Annotated in this window: 29 protein-coding genes; 13 read left to right on the forward strand and 16 right to left on the reverse strand. The window is 54.9% G+C overall.

Annotated elements, in window-relative coordinates; genetic code table 11:
* The 4 genes from RUM_RS00450 to RUM_RS00465 all read left to right on the forward strand — a co-directional run.
* Positions 1-276, forward strand: a 276-nt coding sequence (locus tag RUM_RS00450) for a DUF6678 family protein (RefSeq protein ID WP_207634943.1), incomplete at its 5' end; no start/stop codon positions are given.
* 116 nt (positions 277-392) lie between these two features.
* Positions 393-614, forward strand: coding sequence for a spore coat associated protein CotJA (locus RUM_RS00455; RefSeq protein WP_015557272.1), 222 nt, complete (start codon positions 393-395; stop codon positions 612-614).
* The gene (locus RUM_RS00460) at positions 598-852 is read left to right on the forward strand and encodes a spore coat protein CotJB (protein WP_015557273.1); all 255 of its coding nucleotides are present in this window, start codon (positions 598-600) and stop codon (positions 850-852) included. The genes RUM_RS00455 and RUM_RS00460 overlap by 17 nt, the downstream gene beginning before the upstream one ends.
* The gene (locus tag RUM_RS00465; protein WP_015557274.1) at positions 852-1427 is read left to right on the forward strand and encodes a manganese catalase family protein; all 576 of its coding nucleotides are present in this window, start codon (positions 852-854) and stop codon (positions 1425-1427) included. The genes RUM_RS00460 and RUM_RS00465 overlap by 1 nt, the downstream gene beginning before the upstream one ends.
* 27 nt (positions 1428-1454) lie before the next feature.
* Here RUM_RS00465 and RUM_RS00470 read toward each other — a convergent pair whose 3' ends face one another.
* Genes RUM_RS00470 through rfbA form a run of 16 tightly spaced genes read right to left on the reverse strand, consistent with a single transcriptional unit; the run spans position 1455 to position 17089 of the window.
* On the reverse strand, positions 1455-2903 hold the full coding sequence (locus RUM_RS00470; protein WP_015557275.1) for a flippase: 1449 nt from the start codon (positions 2901-2903) through the stop codon (positions 1455-1457).
* The gene (locus RUM_RS00475) at positions 2903-3976 is read right to left on the reverse strand and encodes an acyltransferase family protein (protein ID WP_015557276.1); all 1074 of its coding nucleotides are present in this window, start codon (positions 3974-3976) and stop codon (positions 2903-2905) included. Before RUM_RS00475 ends, RUM_RS00470 begins: the two co-directional genes overlap by 1 nt.
* 2 nt (positions 3977-3978) lie before the next feature.
* Entirely contained in the window at positions 3979-5181 is a 1203-nt protein-coding gene (locus RUM_RS00480) for a CDP-glycerol glycerophosphotransferase family protein (protein WP_015557277.1), read from the reverse strand.
* Positions 5182-5185: 4 nt separating this feature from the next.
* Positions 5186-6376, reverse strand: coding sequence for a hypothetical protein (locus RUM_RS00485; RefSeq protein ID WP_015557278.1), 1191 nt, complete (start codon positions 6374-6376; stop codon positions 5186-5188).
* A gap of 30 nt (positions 6377-6406) precedes the next feature.
* On the reverse strand, positions 6407-7366 hold the full coding sequence (locus RUM_RS11825) for a glycosyltransferase family 2 protein (RefSeq protein ID WP_049775481.1): 960 nt from the start codon (positions 7364-7366) through the stop codon (positions 6407-6409).
* A gap of 1 nt (position 7367) precedes the next feature.
* Positions 7368-8354, reverse strand: a complete 987-nt coding sequence (locus RUM_RS00495) for a polysaccharide pyruvyl transferase family protein (RefSeq protein WP_015557279.1) — start codon at positions 8352-8354, stop codon at positions 7368-7370.
* Complete coding sequence (locus tag RUM_RS00500; RefSeq protein WP_242821737.1) at positions 8351-9400, reverse strand: NAD-dependent epimerase/dehydratase family protein; 1050 nt, start codon at positions 9398-9400, stop codon at positions 8351-8353. The genes RUM_RS00495 and RUM_RS00500 overlap by 4 nt, the downstream gene beginning before the upstream one ends.
* A gap of 4 nt (positions 9401-9404) precedes the next feature.
* Positions 9405-10118 carry an IspD/TarI family cytidylyltransferase gene (locus RUM_RS00505; protein WP_015557280.1) on the reverse strand — a complete coding sequence of 238 codons (714 nt, stop codon included), beginning with the start codon at positions 10116-10118 and terminating at the stop codon, positions 9405-9407.
* Positions 10119-10135: 17 nt separating this feature from the next.
* Positions 10136-11281, reverse strand: a complete 1146-nt coding sequence (locus RUM_RS00510) for a CDP-glycerol glycerophosphotransferase family protein (RefSeq protein WP_015557281.1) — start codon at positions 11279-11281, stop codon at positions 10136-10138.
* A gap of 22 nt (positions 11282-11303) precedes the next feature.
* Positions 11304-11993 carry an acyltransferase gene (locus RUM_RS13005; protein ID WP_015557282.1) on the reverse strand — a complete coding sequence of 230 codons (690 nt, stop codon included), beginning with the start codon at positions 11991-11993 and terminating at the stop codon, positions 11304-11306.
* A 27-nt stretch (positions 11994-12020) separates the two neighbouring features.
* Positions 12021-13199, reverse strand: a complete 1179-nt coding sequence (cps2T, locus tag RUM_RS00520; protein ID WP_015557283.1) for a beta 1-4 rhamnosyltransferase Cps2T — start codon at positions 13197-13199, stop codon at positions 12021-12023.
* Between the two features lie 20 nt (positions 13200-13219).
* Positions 13220-13828 carry a dTDP-4-dehydrorhamnose 3,5-epimerase gene (rfbC, locus tag RUM_RS00525; RefSeq protein ID WP_015557284.1) on the reverse strand — a complete coding sequence of 203 codons (609 nt, stop codon included), beginning with the start codon at positions 13826-13828 and terminating at the stop codon, positions 13220-13222.
* The gene (gene rfbD / locus RUM_RS00530) at positions 13828-14688 is read right to left on the reverse strand and encodes a dTDP-4-dehydrorhamnose reductase (protein ID WP_015557285.1); all 861 of its coding nucleotides are present in this window, start codon (positions 14686-14688) and stop codon (positions 13828-13830) included. Before rfbD ends, rfbC begins: the two co-directional genes overlap by 1 nt.
* On the reverse strand, positions 14685-15131 hold the full coding sequence (locus RUM_RS00535) for an FAD synthase family protein (protein ID WP_015557286.1): 447 nt from the start codon (positions 15129-15131) through the stop codon (positions 14685-14687). Before RUM_RS00535 ends, rfbD begins: the two co-directional genes overlap by 4 nt.
* 11 nt (positions 15132-15142) lie before the next feature.
* Positions 15143-16177: a dTDP-glucose 4,6-dehydratase gene (gene rfbB, locus RUM_RS00540; RefSeq protein WP_015557287.1), complete on the reverse strand. Its 1035-nt coding sequence runs from the start codon at positions 16175-16177 to the stop codon at positions 15143-15145.
* A gap of 15 nt (positions 16178-16192) precedes the next feature.
* On the reverse strand, positions 16193-17089 hold the full coding sequence (gene rfbA, locus RUM_RS00545; RefSeq protein ID WP_015557288.1) for a glucose-1-phosphate thymidylyltransferase RfbA: 897 nt from the start codon (positions 17087-17089) through the stop codon (positions 16193-16195).
* A gap of 327 nt (positions 17090-17416) precedes the next feature.
* Between rfbA and RUM_RS12510 the strand changes: the two genes are divergently transcribed.
* The 9 genes from RUM_RS12510 to RUM_RS00585 all read left to right on the forward strand — a co-directional run bounded on the left by RUM_RS12510 (position 17417) and on the right by RUM_RS00585 (position 24640).
* Positions 17417-17593: a hypothetical protein gene (locus tag RUM_RS12510; RefSeq protein ID WP_156300102.1), complete on the forward strand. Its 177-nt coding sequence runs from the start codon at positions 17417-17419 to the stop codon at positions 17591-17593.
* Positions 17590-19053 carry a recombinase family protein gene (locus tag RUM_RS00550; RefSeq protein ID WP_015557289.1) on the forward strand — a complete coding sequence of 488 codons (1464 nt, stop codon included), beginning with the start codon at positions 17590-17592 and terminating at the stop codon, positions 19051-19053. The genes RUM_RS12510 and RUM_RS00550 overlap by 4 nt, the downstream gene beginning before the upstream one ends.
* A 224-nt stretch (positions 19054-19277) precedes the next feature.
* Positions 19278-20552: a bifunctional folylpolyglutamate synthase/dihydrofolate synthase gene (locus RUM_RS00555; RefSeq protein ID WP_015557290.1), complete on the forward strand. Its 1275-nt coding sequence runs from the start codon at positions 19278-19280 to the stop codon at positions 20550-20552.
* A gap of 11 nt (positions 20553-20563) precedes the next feature.
* Entirely contained in the window at positions 20564-21115 is a 552-nt protein-coding gene (gene folE / locus RUM_RS00560) for a GTP cyclohydrolase I FolE (protein ID WP_015557291.1), read from the forward strand.
* The gene (locus RUM_RS00565) at positions 21112-21588 is read left to right on the forward strand and encodes an HD domain-containing protein (RefSeq protein WP_015557292.1); all 477 of its coding nucleotides are present in this window, start codon (positions 21112-21114) and stop codon (positions 21586-21588) included. Before folE ends, RUM_RS00565 begins: the two co-directional genes overlap by 4 nt.
* Positions 21589-21596: 8 nt before the next feature.
* A complete protein-coding gene (gene folP / locus RUM_RS00570) occupies positions 21597-22418 on the forward strand; it encodes a dihydropteroate synthase (protein ID WP_015557293.1) in 822 nt (273 codons plus the stop codon).
* The gene (folK, locus tag RUM_RS00575; protein WP_015557294.1) at positions 22411-23229 is read left to right on the forward strand and encodes a 2-amino-4-hydroxy-6-hydroxymethyldihydropteridine diphosphokinase; all 819 of its coding nucleotides are present in this window, start codon (positions 22411-22413) and stop codon (positions 23227-23229) included. The genes folP and folK overlap by 8 nt, the downstream gene beginning before the upstream one ends.
* Positions 23226-23720 (forward strand): dihydrofolate reductase, encoded by a 495-nt coding sequence (locus RUM_RS00580; protein ID WP_015557295.1) that lies wholly within the window; start codon positions 23226-23228, stop codon positions 23718-23720. Before folK ends, RUM_RS00580 begins: the two co-directional genes overlap by 4 nt.
* A 53-nt stretch (positions 23721-23773) precedes the next feature.
* The gene (locus tag RUM_RS00585) at positions 23774-24640 is read left to right on the forward strand and encodes a carbohydrate kinase family protein (protein ID WP_015557296.1); all 867 of its coding nucleotides are present in this window, start codon (positions 23774-23776) and stop codon (positions 24638-24640) included.
* The last annotated feature ends 36 nt before the right edge of the window (positions 24641-24676 follow it).

Below are 24676 nucleotides of genomic sequence, written 5' to 3' on the forward strand. Positions count from 1 at the left end.
ACGATGAAGACCCTTTTTGAGGAGCAGCAGCTGGAGCCAATGCGGGATGACTGTGATCCGGGCGATTGGGACGATCCCTTTGAATTTGGCGCCGATCAGTTCGATGGAATCGCCATTGAGTGGATCCGGATCCATCCCAGATATCTGGAGCATCGGGGTCGGTTGATCCCACCGCAGGTGCAGGATGCTTCCGAACAGTTCGAAAGTCTGCTGCAAAAATACGTCATTCCCTTTGAACAGCACGGCTCAGATTATCTGATTTACGGATATCGTTGAATATACCCCCTGTCTTTCCCGTATTTTCCGGAAAGGCAGGGGGTTGTTCTGTGTCGGATTTTGCCGCTGTGCATATATTGTAATGTGCATGGATGCACAGAAAGGAGTGTACAGCGATGCAGGAGTATGAACGCAGAGGGCTGTACGGGCGCAGCCAGATGCCCATGGGGGGACGGTTCCCGGAGGAAACACCCCTTGCCATGGCATATGTGCCGATGCAGACATGGGAAGAGCCCTACGATATGGAAGAAGGATTTTGCCGGGGAACCATTTTCCCCAGCCTGTATTATCCGTTCCTTGCAGCAGGAGGGGAGGCAGACAATGGACGAAAGGGTTAAACTGTTGCGGCAGGTACAGCAGTGTGATTTCACGCTGTATGACCTGCAACTGTATCTGGATACGCATCCGGCGTGCCGTCGGGCTATGGAACAGTATGAGAAGCATCTCCGCCACCGCCGGGAGCTGGAGGAGGAGTATGTACGCAGGTTCGGGCCGCTTCGTGCGGAGCAGGCAGCCGGTTCGGAGCCATGGAGCTGGGTTGAGAATCCCTGGCCCTGGGAAGGGGGGCAGTGCTGATGTTTGCTTATGAAAAGAAGCTGCAGTATCCGGTCAACATCAAGCAGCCCAATCCAAAGCTGGCGAAAGCTATCATTACCCAGTTGGGCGGGCCAGACGGTGAGCTTGGTGCGGCCCTGCGGTATCTGAGCCAGCGCTATGCCATGCCCTATGGAGAGGTCAGCGGCATTCTGACGGATATCGGCACCGAAGAACTCGGTCATGTAGAAATGATTTCCACAATTGTATACCAACTGACACGGAATCTGACACCGGAGGAGATCAAGCGTTCCGGCTTTGACACCTATTTTGTGGATCACACCACGGGCATTTACCCCATTGCTGCTTCCGGTCAGCCCTTCACCGCAAGCTTCTTCCAGTCTGCCGGAGATGTGATCACGGATCTGACAGAGGATCTGGCAGCCGAGCAGAAGGCACGCACCACCTATGACAACATCCTTCGGCTGGCGGATGACTACGATGTGCGGGATGCCATTCGCTTCTTGCGCCAGCGGGAGCTTGTGCATTTCCAGCGATTCGGGGAAGCGTTCCGCACAGAGAAACTTTTCTGTCAAAAACAGAACGTCCCCGCATGACGGCTTGCACCATACAGGGACGGTTTCTTATTTGCTCGGCTTGCGTTTCTTCAGGAACGGCTGCACCAGTCCGGCGTACAGGAAAGAATCGGATTTTTTCAGATAGATCAACACCAGGACGGCGTAGACAATGGCTCCCGTCAGTACCTGGATGCAAAGGGTGACCCAGCTGCACTTCAGCATATGCCCTACCAGCTTGACACACACCAGCATCACTGCACCGGCGGCAAAGGGGATTGCAGAGCGCTTCAGATACTGGAACACAGGCAGCTCTGCCTTGACGTAATGGGACTGAACCAGGCTCACCACAAAGTAGGAAATACTGGTGGTCAGTGCCGCACCGGTAGCGCCCCACAGGCGGATGAAAATCAGATTGCTCACGATGTTCACCATAGCCCCTGCCCAGACTGCGATCACGTATTCCTTGTCCTTGCATTTGGGCATCAGATACTGGGTACGCAGCACATTGTTCCAGGACATGAAAATCAGAGAAATACTCATGGCTTCGATCAGCTGTCCGGTATAGGCATACTCGGCGCCGAAGAACAGCACGGCAAAGTTATTGGCGATGCCGCAGAGTCCGAAGGCAATGGCTGACGCAAAGATCAGAACAGCTTCCATGGATTTGCTAACCAGGCTGACTGCGCCCTTGTTGTTCTTCACATACATATTGGAGGTTTTGGACAGCATGACCAGACCGATTGCCGTAATGATGCTCAAAGGCATGCGGATGATCTTATCCGCATATTCAAAGCATCCCAGAGAGGACAGCTCCCCCATGGCACCCAGCATGGTTTTACTCACCATTCTGTAGATGCTGGTGGCGATGACGGAAACAAAGAGCACGCTCATGGGCTTAAGGTGCTGAAAGATCTCGGAACAGCTTGCCTTTACGAATTTCACGTATTTTCTGAGGAAGATCCACACAAAGGATTGGCTGATAAAGGTGCCCAGCGCCATGATGGTAATGTAAACGATCAGATCCCCCTTGTCCTTGACGAACAGGAAGATGGAGGCGATGGTCAGGAGCTTGATGACCAGATTCCGTGTGACCGTGATCTTGAATTCTTCGATGCCGAAGAAGAACCAGTTGATATTCAGCAGTTCTGCCAGAATATACAGAGCCTGGATCAGGGCGTAAACCCGGTATGCCCCACTGAAGCACAGGACATAGATCATATACACCACCAGACACAATCCGGCAACGCAGATGTGGCAGTAGAACAAGCTGGAAAAGGCTTTGTTCAGAGCGTTCTGGTCGTTGCGGACTCTGGAGATGGTTCTGGTACCGTAGGTTTCAATGCCCAGCAGTGCAGCCAGCATGAAATAATTGACGGTGGTGTAGGTGTAGGAATAGATGCCGGTGTTTTCCGTGCCCAGCACTCTTGAGATATAGGGGGCAGTCACAAAGGGCAGCACAAGAGTCAGCATCTGATAAAGGGTCTGATAGATCAAATTGCGTTTCGTTTTTCCCATTACGTTTCTCCGAACACTTTCTTATATTTCATTTTGCCAGCCAGCAGGGGCAGGTAGGTGTTGATGAATGGCATCACGCACAGGCTGACGCCGATGGCAGTAATCAGAATCACTGCTGCCGCTGCTGCATGGGGGATGGCAATCCCGGTGAGGACATTTTGCAGTGTTTTGATCACAAACTTATGCACTGCAAAAATGACCATTGTACTCTGACCGATCAGCTGGAAGCTGCGGACAAAGAACCGGTTCCGGATCCGTGCCAGCAGGAAGCTCAGTGCGAATACAAAAGCGGTTCCGCCTGCTGCACTGACCAGATAGAGCAGATAATTGCCGTATCTGGCTTCCGCCATCATCACATATCCACCCGGCATGGAGGTGTTGCAGAACGCAGTCAGAGACAGTGCAAGACCGGCTGCTGCGATCAGCACCAGTACAAGGGGGTGGGTCTGCTTGCCGGTGCCCGGATTGATCCGGTCTTTGAGCAGATACATGGTCAGATAGCCCAGTCCAATCCAGGCAACAGCCTGTAGGGCAACATCCGCTCCGAAGGGCCAGCCCTTGGAGAAGTGGGGGAGGAAGGGACATACTGCCAGGACCCCTGTCACCACAGCAGTCAGAAAGATCAGCCGTCCCTTGGGGCTTTTGATCTGCTCCGCAGCCCACAGGATCAGTGCAAACAGCAGATCTCCCGCAAACAGACAGGGGAGAAACCACAGGGAGGTCAGACTGTCCGCCAGGGACAGGGATTCATGGGATCCATAGCAGAGTTTTACAATGTTTTTAGCGGTCAGCGGGGAATAGATCATGCCCCAAATCAAGTAGGGTGCCAGAATGGACACGATCCGGTTCAGAATGAAATCCTTCCAGTCAGAAAGTTGGTGAATCTTTGACCGGCACACCACCCCATGGGAAAAGAAAAAGACATTTGGGGCAAAGCAGATGGCCCAGATTTTTGCTGACCCGTTGTATGCGTTAATGTGGGAGAAAACCACCAGTATGATGGCCAGGGCTTTCAGAAAGTCTATAGCAAGGATTCTGCCCTTTGGCGGATTCACAAGAGGCTGCGTATTCATGATTACAGTTCAAACCTTTCGATTATACGTTTGCAGAAGTCACCGCCGTACTTGTTGGTATGGGTCCGGACTTCCGCTCTTTGGGCTTTGTAGGGATCCGGGGCGCCCTCTGCCACATCGCCCACGAACCGGATCAATTCCTCCAGTGTATAAATGTGGGCACCCGGCATATACGCAAGGGGATCCTCAAAGACAAAACCTCTTGTCTGTTTGTAGCTTTCATAGTCATCCAATGTAAAGCCGATGGGCTTGTCAATCAGAAGATAGTCAATGGCAACGGAGGAGTAATCCGAGATCAGAGCGTCCGTGCAGGGCAGAAATTCGTACATCTGGATCTGATGATCCGAAAACGTCTGATTGTCAATGAAGCGGATATTGGTGAGGGCAACATTGTCGATGCCGAAATCCTGCTGATACTGATGTTTCTTGACCAGAATCACCAGATTCTTTTCCCGGCATGCCTGATCCAGCTTCAGCAGATCCTCCGCCGACTGCAATACCGGCAGGGGAAAGCTGTAGGCGATATGCTCCTCCGGGTATTTGTTCTTTCCGGTTTTCCGGAAGGTGGGCATCCAGATGATCAGCCGGGTGTCCGCATTGACCCTGAAGCTGTTGACAAAGGCGTCCGTGTTGGGATTGTGCTTCCGGAACAGGTCGTATCTGGGGTAGCCGATGGGCAAGATCCTGTCCTTGCTGCATCCGAAAAATCTGGATTTTGTTTCGATGAATACGTCCCCGGGCACCAGCACATAGTCAAAGGCATCGTTCCAGGGCATATGCTGGGTATCCTTAAAGCCGCAGCCGTGCCACAGATTCAGAATGATCTGTCCGGATCCGCTTTTCCGGATCCGTTTCTGGCGGATGTGGGTGCCGATATAGTAGTGAGCCTGCATCAGCGCTTTCAGAGTTTCCCGGCGCAGGTATCTGTAGGCATCATTTTTCTGCACAAAGGTGGTATTGGGATAGTGCAGGGAAGCAAATTGCTCCGGTTCGTTTACCAGCCAGATAAATTTGTAGGATTCCGCAAAGCCATTATCCTGCATATATTCAAACAAAACCCGGCTGTTGTCGGAAAAATCCGGCTCGCTGGAGAACACGATCAGCTTTGGATCCGGCTTGGTGAAGGCATTTCCAAAGGCAGTATAGCATGTTTCACGCAGCTTATGCAGCACCTTCCGGGGCAATCCCGGCTGTTTGTATTCCATGAAATCACCATCCTAGTTTCAGTTTTTTCGGTTTCCACCCTCTGATCCGATCCAGCAGCCGGGTCAGTGCGTTGTTGGCTTCCGGCACGATCACATAAAACAGAAGGGGATTGTATGTGATGCTGACCCATGCGTTGTTGGAAATGCTGAACAGCATCACTGTTACCGCCCAGATAAACAGAACCCCCTGTTCCTTTTTGGCGGTATTCCGCAGCACGATGGTGTACAGGGTCAGCAGCAGTGCGGTGAACAGAATGCCGTAGCCGATGAGGGCGTAGACATAGCCGGAGTCGATGTAAAAATACACCTGATGTCCCTCGCCGAAGGTGGCGCTTTTGATGCCCACCATCTGGATGGATTGCCCGAAGAGCTTCAGATGATACTGTTCAAAGGCGGTTTTGCCCATCAGCAGACGGCTGTTCAGCATTTCATTCAGCTTCTCCAGCAGTGCATTTTTCGGGTTGTAGAAATAATGCAGAAGGATGCAGACGGCAAAGGAAACCGGAAAGCCAATGGTGGAGAGGAACCGGATGGGCTTGGAGGAAAGCCGGATCCAGTGATATTTGACGATTACAACGTATGCTGCAAGTACAAACAGAGCCAGATAAAAGCTCAGTCGGGTTGTGGTGATGCGGTAAATGCCATAATTGAAGGCAGCCAGCACCCCGATCTCAATCCAGCCGATGGCACGTCGCCGCAGATACAGCCAGGTCAGTGTCAGAAACAGTGCAAAGTAGGAAATGGAACTGTAATGACCAAAGCCGTAGGAGTGGGCATTCTCCACGCCGTTCCGGTTGTAGACAAGGTCGGTAATCAGTCCAGCCTTGCAGCAGAGGATGACAAAGAGAATGGAAAGGGTAGTGGCGATCAGAGAGGTCAGAGCGATTTTCCGGAAGCTGGAGTATCGCGCATTCAGCAGCAGTAGCATATAGACCAGCAAAAAGGTTCGCTTGGTGGTGTATGCGGCAAAGACGAAAATGCCGAACAGAAGATAAAAGCGGATCTGTTTGAGTGAATAGGTTCTGCTGATGAATACAGCCGCCAATACACCCACAGATCCGTAGTTGATCAATGTTTTGATGGATCCCAGCGTGATCAGCGAAGCATCTATGATGGTTGCCGCAGCAAACAATGCATACACGGCAAGAAAAATCAATTCCGATGTGCGGATTCTAAATGTTGTTCTGAAAACCATTGATTCAATCCTTTGCATTGAGGCAGGTAGTTATGTGAACCGGATCAGCACTTCCGCAGCAATGGCCTTGAGCTTCTGCGTCAGACTGATCTCACCGCAGCGGAAATAGCTCCGGCGGTTTTTGGAAAGGTGGGGCTTGATCCGGGCTGCTGCATGCCGATCCCGGAGCTGAAACGCCAGCTTGCCGTTCTGGATCAGCCGGGCGTATGCCTTTGCCCGTGCCGGATCCTCCAGAGCCGGCCAGACAGCCGCAGCCTCCTGGGCAATTTTTTCACGGGCGGGGATTTCGGTGAGCCGGGCTTCCGTGAATTGCCGGATGTTAACGGCACTGTCGCTTCTGACCAGATAATTGTACAGGCAATCAGAAAGGAACACCACGTTCCGGTAGGGGCGCAGCATGCGCACCAGCCACTCGCAGTCCTCTCCCACCGCAAAGGCAGGATCCATTTCCGGCAGCCGGATGACGCCGTCCTGCTTCCAGTATGCAGTGGAGAATACCTTGTTCCAGATGTGCCCGGCATAACCGTTGAACAGCAGAGCCTGCCGGAGAGCTTCTTCTCCCGTACCGATGCCGGTTCTGCCTTTGAAGGTATACTGGGTCTGACCGGTGTCTGCGTGGATCCGTTTCCAGCCATAAAAACAAGCGTCCGCAGCATGCTCCTGCACAGCGGACAGTACTGTTTCATAGGCGTTTGGCTCCAAAAAATCATCGGAATCCACAAAGGTCACATAATCGCCGGTCACTTTCTGAAAGGCGGCGTTTCTGGCAGTGCATACCCCTTCGTTCTCCTTGTGGATCACCAGACAGCGGGAATCCTTCTGTGCGTATTCGTCACAAATGGCTCCGCTGTTGTCTGTGGAGCCATCGTCACAAAGAATGATTTCCAAATTGGAGTAGGACTGCCCCAGCAGGCTGTCCAGGCACTTGCGCAGATAGGGCGCAACGTTGTATACAGGAACAATGACGGAGAGTTTCGCAGTACAGTCCAAATCATTCCCTCCCGGTGATAAACTGTGCTTTCCAGCGGTCGATGTTCTCCTGTTTCAGGACGATTTCCGTGCGGATGGTGCTGTTGAGCATGGCATCCAGCTTGTCTATTTCTTCCCGCTTGAGGCACACAATGTTGTTGGTGTCGTGGAATCCGGCGGCGCGATGATCGATGGAAATGATGATGGAGCGCACTTTATGCTGCAGGGCGAAAATGCCGCCGTGCAGTCTGGTGCCGATGTAGTCAATGTCCCCCTTGTCCAACAGAGCGCCGAACACATCCAGGTTGTAGATCCGGGGGATATCCTTTGTATCCGGGAAACTGTCCAGGTACTTTTCATCCTCTGTGGTCTGGCACCAGAAATACAGAGCCTTGTAATTCTGCTGGAGGATTTTCAGTATCTCCCCGTCCTTTTCCCGATCCAGCTGATCCTTGAAGCCGCTGAGAGAAAAGGCACACTGACTTGCTTTTTCCGTCGGGATCTGACTACAGAATTCCGGCGTCAGCTTCCAGAGGGTGGGGCAGCCGGTGTTGATGGCACGGATGCCGATGGATTCCAGAAGCTCCCGGCTTTCCTCGTCTCTGACGGAATGTATATATTTTTTGCTCAAGATCCTTTTGTAGATCCACTTGCTGTATGCGGTCAGCCGCCGCCTGCCCTGTGTGGTGCCCACGCCGGCAACTATCACATTTTTATACAGGGGCCAGGTCAGCAGACCGATCTGCCATTGGCGGCGTGTATTGAAAATATCATAGGAAAGCAGGTTGGTTCCCATGATGAATTTATAGTCACATTCGTCTGCGTAGCGGCGCTTCGCCCGGAGCCGGAGATAGGTCAGAAAATTAAAGTTTTTCAGATGGGTCGCATATCTGACCACAAAGCACTGCTTCAGAAGATTCTCCAGCTGGGTTTCCAGGCTTTCCAGAATAACAATATCTCCGATATTGGATGTGCCGATGGCGGTATCAAAAATGATCGTTTTCTTCATGTTGCTGCATGCTCCCCCTCGTTGGAATTCCAGGATGCGATCATCCGTTCATACATCTGGGGCAGGGAATAGGCTGCCTGCCAGCGGAGTGCCCGGATGGCGGAGGTGTCCAGATTCATGTGCAGCTGCGCTGCGTATCCGAATTTGCTGATGTCCTCCGGAATGCATTCTACCTGGATCCCGCTGCCGCAGTTCTGCGCCACCATCTGCGCCATTTCATAAATGGAGCAGTAGGTGTCCTCGTTGGCGATGTTGTAGGCATGACAGGACTGTCCCTCTGTCAGAATGGTCAGAATGGCTCTGACCGCATCAGAAGTGTAAAGGTAGGAGCGCTTGGTTTCTCCCTTTGTGTGCAGGATGATATTCCGGTTTTCCACTGCACACCGTGCGAATTCCGCAAACACACGGCCGTCCCGGTATGCTACCCCTGCCCCGAAGGTCTGGGTGAGCCGGGCGGTCATAATGGGAATGCCATACTGGGAAGCATAGGCGCAGCAAAGGTTTTCACAGGCGCGCTTGCTTTCCGGATAGCAGGCACGCACGTTCATGCAATCCAGGTTTGTAGGATGCTGCTCGGTGATCTTTTCGTCGGTCTGGGGCGTGCCGTATACTTCCATGCTGGAGGTGTACACAACACCGGCGCACTGCTTTTCCACTGCCAGCTTCAGAATCTGATCCGTGCCGTTGACTGCAGTCAGAAATGTGGTGACCGGCTGCTGAACGAACTGCTTGCTGTCGGTGACGCTTGCGCAGTGGATGATGTAATCGATCCGGGCTTCGATGGCAGGAATGCTGCTGATATCGCAGATCAGAAGCTCCACGCCGGTGTATCCGGAAAAGCATGTCTCTGCCTTTTCCCGGTTTCTTGCCATTGCGATCACGTGAATGCAGCCCTTTGCGCAAAGGGCTTTTACGATGAGCTTGCCGATCAGACCGGTGGATCCGGTCACCAGAACGGTTTTCCCGGTCAGCTTGCTCCAGTTGATGTTGGTGTCGCTGCAGATGTGCCGGATGTCCTCCAGTACAACAGGATTTTCCCTATTCAATCCATTACCCCCAAATCTGAGAATTCTCGCTGGCATCCAGCATAGCTCTGAAAATGTAGTAATCTGACGGCGTGGTGATCTTGATATTGTCCGGCTTGCCCTCTACCGGGTAGATCTTGGTGCCGTAGTGGAGCATCAGACTTGCAGAGTCCACAAAATCATATCTGCTGTCCGCCTGCGCCTGTAAATGTGCCTGATAGATACTGCCGATCCGGAAGGTCTGGGGGGCTTTTGCGATCCAGCAGTCCTTGCGGTTCATGATGTTCTTGATGGTGGAGCCTTCCTTCAGGGCAATGGTTTCAATGGCGGGGGAGACCGTCACGGCACAGCCGTTTTCCTTGGCACACTGAATGTTCTGAGAAATGGTATCCCGGTCAATCACCGGTCTTACACCATCGTGAATCAGCACGAAATCATCGTCGGAAAACAGCTCGTGGGCTTTGGAAATGCCGGCAAAAATGGACATCTGTCCGGTTTCGCCGCCGGGTACGATCTCCTTTACCTTGCGGATCCCAAACTTGCTGAGCAGTTTTTTCAGGTGATCGATCCAGTCCACCAGGCAAACGATCACAATGCCGTCAATCTCATCATGCTCCTCGAACTGCTCCAGTGTGTAGATGATGATAGGCTTTCCGTGTACTTCCAGAAACTGCTTGGGGGTCACTTTGGTGTTCATTCTCTGCCCGGTGCCTCCGGCAAAAATGACGGCAACGTTCATATCCATGTTCTCCTTTTTTATAATTTGGAACGCATCAGTTCTGCCACCTTCCGGCAGGCAGAGCCGGTTTCGTAGCTGCCGGATGCCTCATGATAGGCGATCACGTCATTGACATAGTGTTCTTCGTCAAAAGCAGCAATTTTTTCAGCCAGCTCATCATTATTCTCTGTGAGAATAAAGGGCCAGCTGTGGATATCGGTGTAAAAGTCACGCTCGTTCTGATAGGAGCGCAGATCTGTTGCAAACAGGAAGCAGGGACGGTGCGTCAGGGAAAAATCCCACATGGAGGAGGAGTAATCGGTAATGAGAATGTCCGATACAAACAGCAGCTCCTGCATGTCGTTGTAGTGGGATACATCCATCACATCATGGCTTGCAGCGTCAAACGTATCCTTCAGCATGGGATGAAGCCGGTACAGAATGACCCACTCTCCGCCGAATCGATTCTGCAGGGCGGTTTTCAGCCGGGATTCGTCCAGCTCATAGTCCGTGTACTTGATGATCTGCCGATAGGTGGGAGCATACAGCAGGATATGCTGCTCCTCCGAAAGTCCCAGCCGCTTTTTGATTTGCGCAGCCTTTTCGGGATCCTTTGTAAAAAGCAGGTCATTTCTCGGCATACCGTAATCCAGGATCTGACCCTGAAAGTGAAAAGAGCCCTGAATGGTATCTCTGGTAAAAATGGCAGAGCTGGAAATGAAGGCATCCGTTCTTGCGTTGAAATAGGAACGGCGCTTTGCGGTGAAGTAGTTGATGTTCTTGGTCTGGGCGCCCACCTTTTTGTAGGATCCGCCTCCATGCCAGGTCTGGATGATGTACTGTTCCTTCCGGAATCGGATGTAGGAAAGGTAGTCCACGTTGGTGATGATAAACCGGGAGGTACACAGTAGCTTGTAGAATTTCAGGGTGCCATGCTTTATAACAGTAACCCGTTCGTCCCGGATCCCGTCATAGGTTGCCGGGTCATCCAGACCCCATACCACCTCAAACTGATCCTTGCAGTGGGTCAGAAGGTATTCGGAAACGGCTTTGGGATTGCAGGAATACTGCGCACCCTTATAGCTTACAAATGTGACCCGGTTTTTCCGGATGGGAAAGATGCTGAATAAACTGAAAAAAGCCCGGCATGCCCAGAAAATGAGCAGTTTGAAAAAATCCTTCATGATTCTATTCTCCCCAAGTGAATTATGCGTTGCGGTACTTGATGATCCTGGCAGGCACGCCTGCTGCAACCGCATAGTCCGGCAGGGATTTGGTGACAACCGCCCCTGCTGCGATCACACAGCCCTGACCGATGGTAACACCGTCCAGAATGGTTGCCTTTGCGCCGATCCAGCAGTCCGGACCGATGTGTACGCCCTTTCTGGAACAGGGCTGCATCCGGATGGGTGTATCCGGGTCACTGAATACGTGGTTCTCCGCATGGATGCTGCAATAGGGACCGATGATGGTGTCGTGACCGATGAACACATCAGCTCTTGCGCCGATAAAGGTGCGGGCAGAGATCCCTACGTTGTCCTCGATTACGATGCCTTCTCCCAGTTCAGTGATGACTCCGCTGCATTCCAGGATGCATTCCGGCCCGATATTTACGTTGTCTCCCATGCGGATGCCCTGCTTGGAAAGGGCGTTGATGCGGCAGCCCTGATGAATGGTCACGCCGCTGCCTACGCTGATTTTCCCTTTGCTTTTCAGCACGCAGTGCCTGCCGCAGAAAAAGACCTTTCCCGCACTTCTGAAGAAGCATTTTTTAAAAAGCCCCCGTATCAGCATGCAGAAGCGTTCCCATACAATGCCGATCAGCTCCGTGCCCTGTATGGTTTCATCGATCAGATATTCTCTTTTTTTCAGCTTGGAAACCAGCCTGGAGAACATCCTGTTTAAAAATCCTCTTTTACTCATTTACATCTCACTGCAATTATTTAAAAATAGATCCATATACCGTCCGCAGATATAATCCCAGCTGTAAGCCTGCCGGATCCGGTCAGTGGACAGTTGATCGTATCGGTCAATCTCCTCCGGCAGCATCTGGTCAGCCTGATCGATCAGCCGGGCCAGATCACCGTCAGATTTGTTCCAGTACAGGGCGGAATCCTCCGCCACTTCCTTATTAAAGCCCACGTCCAGCAGAAGATTCAGCCGGGTGCTGCCCAGCGCCTCCAGCAGACTGGGATTCGTTCCGCCAACCTCGTGACCGTGAAAATAGCCATAGGCGTTTTCCCGGATCTTCATCAGCAGCTCGGTGTTGTAAACGGTGCCAACGAATTTGATTCTCGGATCCCTGTCAAAGCCGGTTTTGCGTTTCAGATCCTCCAGGAACTTGTCGGACACATTGGTAATCAGCGCAAAATGCTTCTTGGTGTGGCTCTTCATAAATTCCCGGATCATGGTCTCATAGTTGTTTTCGGGCACAAAACGACCTACCACCAGGTAATATTCGCCCGGCGCCAGCCCTTTGGAACGATACCAGTCCGTCAGTGCCGGATCTGCATCCGTCAGGGTGCTCTTTCTGGTTTCTGCCCCATAGGCGATGAATGTGGTCTGCGGCTTGTAGCTTTCGTAGGATGTGCGGATGTATTTTTCGATGTTCTTGCTGTCGCATACCAGCAGATCCGCATGCTTGACCATCAGCTGCTCCGAGATCTTCCAGTACTTTCTGACCGGTGCCGGCCACTTTGCCCGCATCCATTCGTGCCCGTCCGGGTTCACATATACCTTGCCGCCAAGCTGATGGATCTGCTTGACGTATTTGTTGAAGAACGGACCGATGCGGCACGCCAGAACGTATACAATGGGGTTGGAAATGTGGTGCTGCTTTATGTATGCAACACAGTATTTCAGCGCATCCGTGTCATAAAAAATAGCCTGTGCGGGGCCGATGGGCTTGCGGAGCACATTGAAGCAATGGGCGTTGTGATAGGTGAATTCCCCCACCTTTTCTGCCTCGTCCACTGCGCATGCCACGTGATATTTGATCTCCGGCTGATCCTGGTGATACTCTGTCAGCTTATCCACAAATGTTTCATATCCCCCGTAAGAACCGGGAATGCCTTTTGAACCAACAATAAATATATTCTGCATGTTTCCTGCCACTCTTTAATTTAGTTAAACTTGAACGTATCCTGAATGCCCAGCCACAGCTGATCCTTTTCGCTGAGCATCAGTCCGGTACCGTCCGGCAGGGTATAGCCGCTGCCGGAGGCGGAGCCGGGATATGTGCCGGTTACGCCCCAGTCGATGCCGATAGCCGGGTCATTCCAGGCAAGGCCGCCCTCATCCCCGGGGTGATAGAAGTCGTCGCATTTATAGCAGAACTCGGCGATCTCGCTGCGCACCAGGAAGCCGTGTGCAAAGCCCTTTGGAATCAGGAACTGCTTCTTGTTCTCGGCGGTCAGCTCTACGCCGAACCACTTGCCGTAGGTTGCTGAATTGCTCCGCAGGTCTACGGCAACGTCAAACACGCTGCCTCTGATGACCCGTACCAGCTTGGTCTGGGGGAACTGCTTCTGAAAGTGCAGCCCCCGCAGAACACCCTTTGTGGAGCAGGACTGGTTATCCTGTACAAAGGCAATGTCCAGTCCGGCTTCCTGCATATCGTTCTGGTTATAGGTTTCCATAAAATAGCCCCTGCTGTCCCCATGCACGGCGGGCTGGATGATGCATAGTCCCTGGATGCCGCCTACATGCTGATCGACCTTGATCTGTCCCATTAAAAATCAATCTCCTTCAAATATCGTTGCAGTGCGTCCTGCCATGCAGGAAGGGGTTGAAACCCGTTTTCTGCCAGTTTGGATTTGTCCAGACGGCTGTTGAAGGGCCGTGCCGCTTTGGAAAGACCGTATTCCGCAGTGGTGACCGGCACCACTCTTGTGGCATAGCCAGCCTGTTTGTAGATCTCGCAGGTAAAGTCATACCAGCTGATATAGCCCCCTTCGTTGGTGGCATGGTAATAGCCGTATTTCTCCGATTCCGCCATATCCACCAGCAGCCGTGCCAGATCCAGTGTATAGGTAGGCGTACCGATCTGGTCGCTGACCACACGGACGGTGTCATGCTTTTTGCCTACGTTGAGCATGGTTTTGATAAAGTTGCTGCCGTTTTTGCCGAATACCCATGCGATCCGCACAATGAAGTATTTCTCAAGGGTATCCGCCACAGCAAGCTCGCCCTCCAGCTTGGTCTGTCCGTATACATTCAGCGGCGCATAGTCCCTGCAGTCCGGCTGCCAGGGCTGGGTGCCCTGTCCGTTGAACACATAGTCCGTTGAGATGTACATCATTTTGCAGTCCAGCTTTTTGCACACCTGTGCAATGTTCCGGGTTCCACCGGCGTTGACTGCACGAACCTTTGCAATGTTTTCCGGATCCTCTGCGGCATCCACTGCTGTCCATGCAGCACAGTGGATCACCACATCCGGCGCAGCTTCGCCGATGACCCGGCTGACGCTTTCCGGGTCGGTGATATCCATTTCTTCGATATCCACGCCCACTGCATCATGTCCTCTGTTTTTCAGCTCATTGACCACGTCAAATCCCAGCTGTCCCTTCACGCCCGTAACCAGTGCTTTCATGTTTCCTCCACGCAGGCGGTGCTGCCTGTTTGTTCTGTTGCTTTGCGCAGGGCAGTGGAGGAGATATCCGGCGTATGCGCCAGGTATACCACATCCACGCCAAACCGGCGCAGCTCCTCTTCGGTACGGATCCAGCGGGCATTGCCCTTCCAGTCGTCTCCGATGAACACAGCGTTGAAGCCCAGCGCCTGCAGCATTTCTGTTTTGTCCAGCGTATCTGCGATCACCGCCTGATCCACTGCCTTGATATTTTCCACAATGGTGCGCCGATCCTCCTGACAGATGACCGGCGTCTTGTTCTTATAACGCTCCACCAGCTGGTCGGAGTTGACCCCAACGATCAGATAATCGCACAGAGCCTTAGCCTGGTTGATCAGGTTCAGATGCCCGATATGGAACATATCATACACACCCTGTGTGTAGCCGATTTTATATGGTTTCATAAAAATCTCCCTTACTGGTCGACTCTTCCTTTTTGCCGGTAGTACTGATCGAAGTAGTTCTGGTACTCACCGGAAATAATATCCTGCCACCATTTCTTGTTGTCCAGGTACCATTGAATGGTCTGCCGGATGCCGTCTTCAAACTTTGTTTCCGGCAGCCAGCCCAGCTCACTGTGGATCTTGGTGGGATCGATGGCATAGCGCATGTCGTGTCCCGGACGATCCGTGACAAAGGTAATCAGGCTTTCCGGCTTGCCCAGCTCCTTGAGGATGGTCTTGACAACCTCCAGATTTGTCCGCTCGTTGTGGCCGCCTACGTTGTAGACCTCGCCGGCTCTGCCCTTGCGCATCACCAGGTCGATGGCCTTGCAGTGATCCTCCACATAAAGCCAGTCCCGGACGTTTTCTCCCTTGCCGTAAACCGGCAGTGCCTCGTCCGCCAGCGCCCGGCTGATCATCAGCGGGATCAGCTTTTCCGGGAAGTGGTAGGGGCCGTAGTTGTTGGAGCATCTGGTGATGGATACCGGCAGGCCAAAGGTGCGGTAATATGCCAAAACAAGCAGATCTGCTCCGGCTTTTGAGGAACTGTAGGGACTGCTTGTGTGTATCGGTGTGTCTTCTGTAAAAAACAGGTCGGGACGATCCAGCGGCAGATCGCCGTACACTTCGTCCGTAGAAACCTGGTGGTAGCGCTGAATCCCGTACTTGCGGCAGGCATCCATCAGCACCTGTGTGCCCATGATATTGGTCTGGAGGAAGATGCCGGGATTTTCAATGGAGCGGTCTACATGGGACTCTGCGGCAAAATTTACCACAATGTCCGGATGCTCCTGCTCGAACAGCTGCTCTACAGCGGCTCTGTCCGCAATGTCAGCCTTGATAAAACGGAAGTTGGGGTGCTCCATCGCCTCCTGCAGGGTGGAAAGATTACCGGCATAGGTGAGCTTGTCCAGGCAGATGATCCTGTCCTCCGGATGCTCCTTCAGCTGCAAATACACAAAATTGGAACCGATGAATCCGGCTCCTCCGGTTACGATAATGGTCATGCGTATCCTCCTAAATCAGTGCAGAGTGTCCAGATATTTTCCGTTCAGTACGTCCATCAGATATTGTCCGTACTGGTTTTTCTTGAGAATCTCATAGGCTTGGAGCACCTGTTCTCTGGTGATCCAGCCGTTCAGATATGCGATTTCCTCCAGGCAGGCGATCTTTCTGTGCTGGTGATCCTCGATGGTCTTGACAAAGTTGGAGGCCTCCACCAGGCTTTCATGGGTGCCGGTATCCAGCCAGGTGAAGCCCTGTCCCAGCAGCTCCACGCTCAGTGCGCCTTCGTTCAGATAGATCCGGTTCAGATCCGTGATCTCCAGCTCTCCCCGTGCGGAGGGCTTCAGGCTTTTTGCATATTCCACAACCCGCCGGTCGTAAAAATACAATCCGGTAACGCAGTAGTTGGACTTGGGGTGCGCCGGCTTTTCCTCGATGGAAACAGCTTTGCCATCCTTGTCAAATTCCACGATGCCGAACCGCTCCGGATCGTCTACATAATAGCCGAAAACAGTGGCGAGATTCTGCTGTTCTGCCCGTTCCACCGCCTGCCGCAGGCGTTTTTTCAGCCCGTGTCCGGCAAAAATATTGTCTCCCAGAACCATTGCGGCGCAGTCATCCCCGATAAATTCCTCGCCGAGAATGAAGGCCTGCGCCAGCCCGTCCGGCGAGGGCTGTACCTGATAGGACAGGTGGATACCGAACTGATTGCCGTCTCCCAGAAGCTCCCGGAAGCGGGGCAGGTCATGAGGGGTGGAAATGATCAGAATATCCCGGATCCCTGCATTCATCAGAACCGACATGGGGTAGAAGATCATGGGCTTGTCATATACCGGCAAAAGCTGCTTGGAGGTTACCTTTGTCAGCGGATAAAGTCTTGTGCCGGATCCTCCGGCCAGAATGATGCCTTTCATACCAGTTCTCCCTTAAATTTTAGGCGACACCGCACAGCGCCTGTGCAGCGTAACCCTTAATATGTGTGATATCGTCCGGGCGGCTGTCTGTGCGTATCAACAGCCCACTGCTGCGGAAAACAGGCAGCAGATCCGGAGCTGATGTCCCTTTCACCGGGCATCAAAATTCAGAGCATCGAAAAACTATACTGCAAATAATTATACCATGTAATCAGAAGCAGGTCAAGCATAATCCTAAATTTCTCTGCTTCTCGCCGGGATCCGGCAATATCCGGCTGTATGTGTACAGGTACCGGCGGCATAGAATGCACCGGGAGATGATGCACAGTGAAGCAAGCACAGCAGGAACATTATTTGTTTATCCGGCATCCGGATCTGCGTGGGAGACGGATCCGGCAGGCAGAGCCGGAGCATGACAGAACGGGCGCAGGGGAAACCCGGCAGCTGCGCCGGGAGCTGTACGGGATCTTTGCCCCCTACTGCCGCCGGGAGAAGAATGCATGATTGCGCTGTATGCCCGGCAATCAGTGGACAAACCGGACAGCATTTCCATCAGTCAGCAGCTGGAGCTGTGCCGGTATGAGGCACGGGGGGCGCCCTGCCGGTGCTTTGCGGATCGTGGCTACAGCGGCAAGAATACGGAGCGCCCTGCCTTCGGGGAAATGATGGCGGCAGTGGCGGCAGGACAGATCCGCACAGTGATCGTTTACAAGCTGGATCGGATCAGTCGGTCGGTGCTGGATTTTGCCCGGATGATGCAGCAGTTCGAGCAGCAGGGAGTGCAGTTCATTTCCGCCACCGAGAAATTCGATACCGGTTCCCCGATGGGCAGAGCCATGCTCAATATCTGCATCGTGTTCGCCCAGCTGGAGCGGGAGACCATTCAGAAACGGGTGGCGGATGCCTATGCCGCCCGCAGTGACCGGGGGCTGTACATGGGGGGACCCGTGCCCTTTGGCTTCCGGCGGATCCCGGCAGTGCTGGGAGGTGTCCATACCTCTGTATATGTACCGGAGCCGGAGGAGGCAGCACAGCTTTCCCTGATCTATCGGCTGTATGCGGATCCGGCGGTATCGCTGGGGGAGGTGGCAGCCCGGCTCCGGGCAGAGGGCATGCAAAAGCGGGGCAGGGACTGGGAACGTGCCCGGATCCGGGAGGTGCTGCGCAATCCGGTGTATGTGCAGGCAGATAGGCAGGTGTATGCCTTTTTCGCTGCCAGGGGGGCTCAGCTGGTGAATCCCCAGTCGGATTATATCGGGGAGAATGGCTGCTACTGCTACAAAAGCCGGGATGCGTCCGGGGGCGAAGGCTGTCTGCAGAACCGGCGGATCGTGCTGGCACCTCATCGGGGACTGATCCCGGCGGATCTGTGGCTTGCCTGTCAGCAAAAGAACACGAAGGCTCCGACTGTCCGGCACGGGGATGGCTCCTGGCTGTCCGGACTGCTGTACTGTGGTGCATGCGGCAGCGGACTGACCGCAAAGCAGGGCAGCAGGGGCAGGTATCTGTACTGTGCCCGGCGTCTGCACAAGGGGGTATGCTCCGGCATCGGCACACTGGAGGCGGGGGCACTGGAGCAGGCAGTGGAGCAGCTGGTGCTGGATCGGCTGAATGGACTGGGGACTCTGTATGGGGAGACTTTGCCGGATCCGGCGCTGACGGGTCTGGAGCATGCGCTGACCGAAACGGAGCAGGAGCTGACAGCTCTGCTGGAGAAGCTGCCTCAGGCGGATACGGCGCTGTTTTCCTACATCAACAACCGGGTGACCGGACTGCACCTGCGCCGGGCACAGCTGGAAGGGCAGTTGGCAGAACAAACCGCAAAAGCATCCGGACAGGGTATTCTGCCGGATGCAGCGCTGTGGCACGGAATGTCACCGGCGGATCGGCGACGGGCGGCAGGAGTGCTGATCCGCCGGGTGGAGGCAGATCCGGAGCAGATCACAATATACTGGCGGCTGTAGTTTCCCTGTACGGAACGGGGAAGCGTTGCGCATCACACAGGATAAGCTGAACGCAAAGAACTTCTACGCCTGCAATCCGGCATTCGACAAGGGCTGCGGCAGAAAGTAATATCCGGCGATTCGCTGAAAACAGGCAGAGTGCATTTGACATTCTGCCTGTTTTGTGATAAAATACAATGAGCAGTCTGCGCATGGGCGCAGGGAAAGAATCGTGATCAAGGACTATGGATTTTCTGGAATCAATGCAATGGCTTCACGGACAGCGGGATCGGGGCATCCGACCAGGACTGGACACCATGCAGGCGCTGCTTGCCCGGATGGGGAATCCCCAGAAGGGGCTGCAATCCATTGTGGTGGCAGGTACCAACGGAAAAGGCTCCGTGTGCGCCATGCTGTCCGCCGTGCTGGAGGCAGCTGGTTGTTCCGCCGGGACGTATACCTCTCCGGCGGTGTTTCAATTGCTGGAACAGTATAAGCTGGGCACCTCCTGCTGTACGGCGGAGCAGTTTGCACAGGCATGCACGCTGGTGCGGCAGGGTGCGGAAGCCCTTGCCCGGGATGGGATCTACCCTACCGGCTTTGAACTGGAAACGGCTGCTGCCTTTGCCCTGTTTGCACAGCAGGGCTGTGGTCTGGCAGTGCTGGAATGCGGCATGGGCGGAGACCTGGATGCCGTGAATGTGGCGGAAAACCGGCTTCTGGCGGTGATTACCCCCATCGCAGTGGATCATACCCGGTTTCTTGGGGATACGCCGGAGGAGATTGCCCGGCACAAGGCAGGCATCGTCACACCCGGCTGTCCTTTGGTGACCGCTCCCCAGACTCCGGCTGTGCTGTCTGTGCTGGAGGATGCATGCGCCGCTGCGGGCAGCCGCTGCATTCCCGTGCCGGAGGGGGCATTGACCATGCTGGAGGATACTCCAAAGGGCATGCTGCTGAAGCCTGAAGAAGGGGAGCCCTATCTGCTGGGTCTGCATGGAGCGTATCAGTGCGGCAACGCTGCGGTGGCGCTGGAAGCATGCAGACAGCTTGCAAAGGCGGGGCTGCCCATTTCCGACGGGGACATTCGCAGAGGCTTTGCAGCGGCACGGCATCCGGGCAGATTTCAACTGCTGGGAGAAGCGCCGGTATTCGTGCTGGACGGGGCGCATAACCCACATGGCATGGATGCTTTCTGCACCGGGCTGGAACAAATGTTCCCGGGCAGGGAGATTCTGGCTGTGATGGGCGTATTCCGGGACAAGGCATATGACCGGATGCTGCAGCGGCTCAGCCGCACCGCTTCCGGGCTGTATGCGGTAACGGCACCGGGTGCAAGGGGACTGGATGCCCGACAGCTTGGAGCAGCGGCGGAAGCATACTTTTCCAGAGTCCGGGTGGAGCCGGATCCCGTTCAGGGAATCCGGGAAGCCGCCCGGCATTCGGATGCAGTGATTGCAGTGTGCGGATCCCTGTCTTTTCTGGCAGAGGTTGCGGCGGAGATCAACAAAGTGAAGTGAGGAGTCTGTTTATGGACGCAGAAAAGATCAGGCAGGGGGTGCGCCTGCTGCTGGAGGGCATCGGTGAGGATCCGGAGCGGGAAGGGCTTCGGGATACGCCTGACCGGGTGGCAAGAATGTATGCAGAGCTGTTTGCCGGATATGCAGACAGTGCATCCACCCATCTTTCCACCACCTTTGCCAGCCCGGACAGCGAAATGGTTCTGGAAAAGGATATCACGTTTTATTCCACCTGTGAGCATCACCTTCTGCCATTTTTCGGAAAGGTACACATCGCCTATATTCCGGACGGCAGGGTAGTGGGAATCAGTAAATTGGCAAGGACAGTAGAAGTATTCGCACGGCGTTTGCAGATCCAGGAGCAGATGACTGCCCAGATCGCAGACGCACTGATGGCGGAGCTTCACCCGAAAGGAGCAATGGTAGCAGTGGACGCAGAACACACATGTATGACCATGCGGGGCATCAAAAAGCCCGGCACAAGAACGCTGACGTATTGCAGTCGCGGCGCATTCGCAAAGGACCCGGAGCTGAAACGGGAATTTTTCAGCCTGGTACGATGACCGTTACCAACCGCATTGCAGCAAATGAGCTGTTCCTGCAATGCGTGGAAAAGAACAGCAAATATGAAGAAAACCGGCAATTCTGTAAGCATGGCTGGGAGCATCTGATGGACGTTGCCCGGATCGCTTACATTATAAACCTGGAGCGGGGCTACGGTCTGGAGCGTGACCTGGTGTATGCTGCCGGATTGCTGCACGACTGCGGCAGATATGTGGAGCTGGAGCAGGAAACCCCCCACGAAAAGGTGGGCGCCCGGCTGGCAAAGCGGATCCTGCGGGAGTGCGATTGCCCGGAGACCTGGATCAGCCAGATCGGTCAGGCGATCCTGGAGCATCGGAAGGGGAGAGCCACCTCAGAGCTGGGAGATCTTTTGTTCGAGGCGGACAAGCGTTCCCGTCCCTGTTTCCGGTGTGAGGCTGAAGCAGAATGCAACTGGAAGTCCTCCCAGAAAAACCAGAAAATCAAGTACTAGGAGCGGCTATGAAAACCAGAATCGGAAACCGTGTTTACGGGAATCATACATATATAATGGGCATTCTGAACGTCACGCCGGATTCCTTCTCCGATGGGGGACGGTATACCGGGCTGGACGCTGCCCTGTACCATGCAGAGCAGATGCTCCGGGAGGGTGCGGATATTCTGGACGTGGGGGGAGAATCCACCCGTCCCGGCTACACCCGGATTTCCGATGAGGAGGAGATCAGCCGGATCACGCCGGTGATCGAAGCCATCCGGGCACGGCTGGATATTCCCGTGTCGGCGGACACCTACAAGCCGGCGGTGGCTGCTGCCGCATTGCAGGCAGGTGCGGATATGATCAACGACATCTGGGGCTTTCAGGCAGAGCCGGGCATGGCAGAGGTTGTGGCACAGGCCGGGGCTGCCTGCTGTCTGATGCATAACCGGAAGGAGCCGGTGTACGACAGCTTCTTTGAGGATGTACTGTCGGATCTGCGCCGGAGCATCGCCCTTGCAAAAGCCGCAGGAATCCCGGACGACCGGATCCTGCTGGACGGAGGCGTGGGCTTTGCAAAAAGCCGGGAGCAGAACCTGGAGATCATCCGGCGGGGCAGCGAGATCGCTGCGCTGGGGTATCCGGTGCTGTTGGGCACCTCCCGGAAATCCGTGATCGGACTGACGCTGGATGTTCCGGTGGATCAGCGGCTGGAGGGAACTCTTGCCACAACAGTGGTGGCGGTTATGACCGGCTGCCAGTTTGTCCGGGTGCATGACGTGCTGGCAAATCGCCGGGCAGTGGATATGACCGAAGCCATTCTGGGAAAGGAACGGCAGGATGGATAAAATCCGGATTCAAAATCTTACGGTGTTTGCCAATCATGGCGTTCTGCCGGAGGAGCGTGTGCTGGGACAGAAGTTTCTGATCTCGGCGGAGCTGTATCTGGACACCCGTGCCGCCGGCATGCAGGACGATCTGACCCGGACGGTGAACTATGCGCAGGTGTGCAGCTTTATCTGTCAGCAGATGCAGCAGACCTTTCAGTTGATCGAGGCGGCGGCGGAGCATCTGGCACAGGGGATCCTCCGGGAATACCCCCTTGTGCGCCGGGTGGATCTGGAGCTTGCAAAGCCCTGGGCACCGGTGCATCTGCCGGTGGAATCCGTCAGCGTACAGATCAGCCGTAGCTGGCATCGTGCCGCCCTGTCTATGGGCTCCAATCTGGGGGACAGCCGTGCCCATCTGGATGCGGCAGTCCGGGCGTTGCAGTCGGATCCCATGTGCCGAAGCTGCCGGATGTCTGATTATCTGGTCACCAGACCCGTGGGATACACGGAGCAGCCGGATTTCCTCAACGGGGCAATGGTGCTGGACACCCTGTATACCCCCCACGAATTGCTGGACAACTTGCAGCGCATCGAGCAGTCCCGGCATCGGGAACGGGTGATCCACTGGGGTCCCCGCACGCTGGATCTGGATTTGATTTTCTACGACGACCGGATCATTTCCGATGCCCGGCTCCAGGTGCCTCATCCGGAGGCGGCAAACCGCTTTTTCGTACTCAAGCCCCTCAGTGAGCTGGCGCCCTACTGGATGCATCCCGTCCTGCACCGGACGGTGGCACAGTTGCTGGCGGACAATCCGGAGCCGGTATGAACCTGATTGCCGCAGTGGACGGTGCATGGCACATCGGGCTTGGCAGCCGTACCGCCTATTATCTGCCGCAGGATCTGCATCACTTCCGACGGCTGACCTACGGAGGCGTGGTTGTCATGGGGCGGAAAACCTTTGAAACCCTGCCCCATCCACTGGAGGGACGGGTGAATCTGGTACTCAGTCGGTGCATGCAGCCCCGTCCGGATATTGTCCTCTGCCGGGAGCTGTCCTTGCTGCCCGGCATGCTCAGAAGCATGGAGAACCGGCCTGTATGGGCCATCGGAGGGGCAGAGATCTACCGGCTTTTGCTGCCCTACTGCACCTGCGCCCATATGACCTATACGGAGCGGATCTACCCGGCGGACTGCACCTTTCCCACGCCTTTACCGGCGCTGGGCTGGATGCTGGAGTCGGAGGAGCCGGTGCCGGATACCAACGGTGAATTTCAGTTCCGGGTGTACCGGAATCCCGCCCCCAAGACCCTTGCATGAGAATCCCCCTTTGCGGCATACTAAGCAGTGTGATCGCAAAGGGGGCTTGCTGTATGGAGAAAATTACGGTAATGGGGGAGGCGCTGCTCCGGCTGTACACCGGGCAGCCGCTGGAACAGGCGGAACAGTTCCAGGTCACCTGCGGCGGCACCGGGCTGGAGACCGCATGTACCATTGCCCGGCTGGGGGGCAGGTGCAGCCTGCTGGCGTGCATCGGAGAGGATCCCTTCGGAGACCGGATTCTGGAATGGCTTACCCGGCATGGGGTGGATACCGACCAGATGCAGCATACCGGCAGGGCGGCAACCACCCTCTGCTTTGTCCGGGAGGGGATGCAGGCATATTACCCGGCACCGGGCGCAGATCGGATGCTTTCGGCGGCGGCGCTCCGGGAGGAACGGCTGGGGGAAAGCTGCATTCTGCATGTTTCCTCCATGGATCTGGGGGAGGAACCCTGCCGGTTTGCCCATCAGCGTGCCATCCGCACCATCCGGCAGCAGGGGGGATGCATCAGCTTTGCACCCTGTTATCACCCGGCACTGTGGGATAGCTCTGCGGCGTGGCAGGCTGCCATGCGCAGCTTTCTGCCCTTTGCGGATCTTATCACCGTCGGGCAGGAGAGTCTGGCGCTGCTGACCGGGTGCCCGGATGCCGCCGGAGCCCATCGCCTGCTGCTGGAGGGCAACTGTAAGCTGCTTTGCTATCTGTCCGGTCAGGGTGTGCGGCTGACCAATGGCCGCAGTACCGCAGTGGTGCCGGTGGATCAGCCTGTGCCGGAACCGGCAGCCGCCGGAGCGCTGCTGTATGCGTTGGCGCAGGATTGGATACCGGGGAAGGGGCTGTCGGGTTTGTCCCATGGGGAATTGTACCGGCTGGCGGAGTTCATTGTCCTGTATGCCCTGCCGCCAGCCCTGGGTTAAGGCAACACCGCACAAAGCCCGCCTGTCGGCTATGCG

This window comes from Ruminococcus champanellensis 18P13 = JCM 17042, from assembly GCF_000210095.1.
Lineage (GTDB): Bacteria > Bacillota > Clostridia > Oscillospirales > Ruminococcaceae > Ruminococcus_F > Ruminococcus_F champanellensis.

Excerpts from the sequence above, each read along its gene's own strand:
- rfbD (WP_015557285.1), bottom strand. The coding sequence starts at position 14,688 with ATGAAAGCACTGGTTACGGGCGTGAAGGGACAGCTGGGATTTGACGTG.
- folP (WP_015557293.1), top strand. The coding sequence starts at position 21,597 with ATGAAAACCAGAATCGGAAACCGTGTTTACGGGAATCATACATATATA.
- rfbB (WP_015557287.1), bottom strand. The coding sequence starts at position 16,177 with ATGACCATTATCGTAACCGGAGGAGCCGGATTCATCGGTTCCAATTTT.
- RUM_RS00475 (WP_015557276.1), bottom strand. The coding sequence starts at position 3,976 with ATGAATACGCAGCCTCTTGTGAATCCGCCAAAGGGCAGAATCCTTGCT.
- RUM_RS00495 (WP_015557279.1), bottom strand. The coding sequence starts at position 8,354 with ATGAAGAAAACGATCATTTTTGATACCGCCATCGGCACATCCAATATC.
- RUM_RS00470 (WP_015557275.1), bottom strand. The coding sequence starts at position 2,903 with ATGGGAAAAACGAAACGCAATTTGATCTATCAGACCCTTTATCAGATG.
- RUM_RS00565 (WP_015557292.1), top strand. The coding sequence starts at position 21,112 with ATGACCGTTACCAACCGCATTGCAGCAAATGAGCTGTTCCTGCAATGC.
- folE (WP_015557291.1), top strand. The coding sequence starts at position 20,564 with ATGGACGCAGAAAAGATCAGGCAGGGGGTGCGCCTGCTGCTGGAGGGC.
- RUM_RS00485 (WP_015557278.1), bottom strand. The coding sequence starts at position 6,376 with ATGGTTTTCAGAACAACATTTAGAATCCGCACATCGGAATTGATTTTT.
- RUM_RS00465 (WP_015557274.1), top strand. The coding sequence starts at position 852 with ATGTTTGCTTATGAAAAGAAGCTGCAGTATCCGGTCAACATCAAGCAG.
- RUM_RS00550 (WP_015557289.1), top strand. The coding sequence starts at position 17,590 with ATGATTGCGCTGTATGCCCGGCAATCAGTGGACAAACCGGACAGCATT.
- RUM_RS00555 (WP_015557290.1), top strand. The coding sequence starts at position 19,278 with ATGGATTTTCTGGAATCAATGCAATGGCTTCACGGACAGCGGGATCGG.
- cps2T (WP_015557283.1), bottom strand. The coding sequence starts at position 13,199 with ATGCAGAATATATTTATTGTTGGTTCAAAAGGCATTCCCGGTTCTTAC.
- RUM_RS00460 (WP_015557273.1), top strand. The coding sequence starts at position 598 with ATGGACGAAAGGGTTAAACTGTTGCGGCAGGTACAGCAGTGTGATTTC.
- RUM_RS00480 (WP_015557277.1), bottom strand. The coding sequence starts at position 5,181 with ATGGAATACAAACAGCCGGGATTGCCCCGGAAGGTGCTGCATAAGCTG.
- RUM_RS00535 (WP_015557286.1), bottom strand. The coding sequence starts at position 15,131 with ATGAAACCATATAAAATCGGCTACACACAGGGTGTGTATGATATGTTC.
- RUM_RS00580 (WP_015557295.1), top strand. The coding sequence starts at position 23,226 with ATGAACCTGATTGCCGCAGTGGACGGTGCATGGCACATCGGGCTTGGC.
- RUM_RS00585 (WP_015557296.1), top strand. The coding sequence starts at position 23,774 with ATGGAGAAAATTACGGTAATGGGGGAGGCGCTGCTCCGGCTGTACACC.
- rfbA (WP_015557288.1), bottom strand. The coding sequence starts at position 17,089 with ATGAAAGGCATCATTCTGGCCGGAGGATCCGGCACAAGACTTTATCCG.
- folK (WP_015557294.1), top strand. The coding sequence starts at position 22,411 with ATGGATAAAATCCGGATTCAAAATCTTACGGTGTTTGCCAATCATGGC.
- RUM_RS00510 (WP_015557281.1), bottom strand. The coding sequence starts at position 11,281 with ATGAAGGATTTTTTCAAACTGCTCATTTTCTGGGCATGCCGGGCTTTT.
- RUM_RS00505 (WP_015557280.1), bottom strand. The coding sequence starts at position 10,118 with ATGAACGTTGCCGTCATTTTTGCCGGAGGCACCGGGCAGAGAATGAAC.
- RUM_RS13005 (WP_015557282.1), bottom strand. The coding sequence starts at position 11,993 with ATGTTCTCCAGGCTGGTTTCCAAGCTGAAAAAAAGAGAATATCTGATC.
- rfbC (WP_015557284.1), bottom strand. The coding sequence starts at position 13,828 with ATGGGACAGATCAAGGTCGATCAGCATGTAGGCGGCATCCAGGGACTA.
- RUM_RS00455 (WP_015557272.1), top strand. The coding sequence starts at position 393 with ATGCAGGAGTATGAACGCAGAGGGCTGTACGGGCGCAGCCAGATGCCC.